This window comes from Mesotoga sp. HF07.pep.5.2.highcov (assembly GCF_003666285.1).
GTDB lineage: Bacteria > Thermotogota > Thermotogae > Petrotogales > Kosmotogaceae > Mesotoga > Mesotoga prima.
In genome coordinates this window covers 1-1955 of the sequence record NZ_JFHJ01000397.1, presented here as the reverse complement: position 1 = coordinate 1955, position 1955 = coordinate 1, and the positions used below count along the sequence as shown (strand labels likewise).

Here is a 1955-nt window from a genome sequence, read left to right as displayed (position 1 = left end):
AAGGCGCCGAACTTGTTCCCGGCTATATAACTCAACATTATTGCGGGAATCAAAAGGGCAAGATCAAAGGGCAGGGCCCTGGCTATTACCCTCGTAACGGGAGCGCCTGTAACATATAAGCTGACTCCGAGATCGCCTCTGAAAAGGCCCGCCCAAAAAGCGAAATACTGATGAAGAGGTGACTTGTCCAGCCCGTAGATCTCGTTAAGGTAGCCGGCGATTACCTCGGTTGTATCCGATCTGGTGGAAAACCTAGACAGTAGATTCGTAATTGGATTGCCGGGCATGAATCGCGGTATCATCCAGTCTATCGTAACCGCAAATACAAATGTCAGCAGGTAGATTATTATCTTTCTTCTGAAATAGGCTCCCACAGTCTGAGTCTCCTTCCTTTACCCTACCCACGTGATGGAGAGCTTCATCTTCTTGCCCAACCAAAAGTTATTTTCAGTTGAAAGTGCGATACTCAATTCCTTCCGATCACCCATTCAGATTCAAGAGTCTTTAGGCTCTCGCTTGACAGAGAGAGGTGATTAGACAGGTTTTTCTTTCTTCATAAATTGCTGAAAGTTGGTTTTTTAATAATGTTTAGAGACTGCGCGTATGAAGACCCGGGTGCAACCTTATACTCATAGGCAGTCCGGCATCTCGATCTCTCCAGTCTGTACCATTATCGCTATTGTCTTTCGGTATTCGGACGTCTTGCCAGAACACTCTTGTTCGTCGCTCAGCGAAAAACAACACTCGGAGCCCGAACATGACAGGTTGAATCTCGCATGAGCCAAACCGTTTAATCTCAGTCTGCCAAAAGCCCCCACGGGCCGGAAGTCCATGGGGGCGAAGATTATACTCTGTTACTTAGCCTCCAGGGCTGTCAGCATGAATATACCACCGAGCTGCCATTTTCCGTTCCACGTACATGGATAGTAGTGAGGGCCGTGTTCGCTCGGCCAGTTGGTCCAAACATTGGTACTTGCCTGGAACCACATTCCGTTGAACCAGAGGGGAACGTAGGGAATCTCTTTCAAGAAAAGCTCTTCCAGTTCCGACATGATCTTCTGCCCAGTCTCGTAGTCATCGACAGGCGTTCTGTCGAAGGCTTCCATCAACTCAAAGGCCTTGGGATTGTCGTATTTTCCGTAGTTGCCCTGAGTCTGCTGTTCTCTGATATCCCAGAATAGCCAGTAGTAGTAACTCCATACTGTGTTAGACAGATTGCTGTTGAAGTTGTTTATCGCCATATCGAAGTTGCCGCCGTAAAGCTCGTCCTGATACCTCGAATAGTCGGGGAACTCGGCCTTTGCGTTAATGCCCACGGCGTTCAGGTTGTTGGCAATTATCTTTATCGACTCCATCCAGTCGGTCCAGCCGAATGGAACTATTATAGAGAGCTCTATCTTGGAACCGTCCGGCGCCTCGACAAATCCGTCTCCGTTAATGTCCTTGTAGCCCGCATCGGCAAGGACCTTTTTGGAAACCGATGGATCGTACTTGAATCCATACTGCTCGACAACCTTTTCATCGTAATACTTCATCCAGGCGTCGATAGGAAGGAAGCCAAGCGGGTTAGACTTGATTACCTGGTTTTCGAAAACCCTTGTGACTATGTCGTCGGCGTTTATTGCCCAGGCAACGGCCTTCCTGAAGTTAACATCGTCCATCGGCTTTCTGCTGTTGTTTAGAAAGAGAACTGCCGTATTGTCGGAAAGCATGTAAGGCGCGCCATCGAAATATGTATGGATTCCGTAAGCGGATTTGACGGCGGGGATTCCGGGAAGGAAGAAGTTACTGATATCCAGTTCCCCTTTGAAGATCATACCGAGAGCTACGTTGTTTCCCGAAACGGTGAGGTAGACTATTCTCTTGGGCGTAGGCTTTATTCCGAGCTGCTCGATAGCCCACCAGTTTTCGTTTCTCAAATAAATCATTCTGTCCTGACCGTAACCTTCGGCTGT

Annotated in this window: 1 protein-coding gene and 1 pseudogene; both read right to left on the bottom strand. The window is 48.2% G+C overall.

Going from position 1 to position 1955, the window contains the following annotated elements:
- Nucleotides 1–374 (bottom strand): annotated as a pseudogene (locus BG32_RS08495) (ABC transporter permease); the annotation flags it as partial.
- A 480-nt stretch (nucleotides 375–854) separates the two neighbouring features.
- A partial coding sequence (locus BG32_RS08490; RefSeq protein WP_121526678.1) for an ABC transporter substrate-binding protein occupies nucleotides 855–1955 on the bottom strand: 1101 nt, incomplete at its 5' end.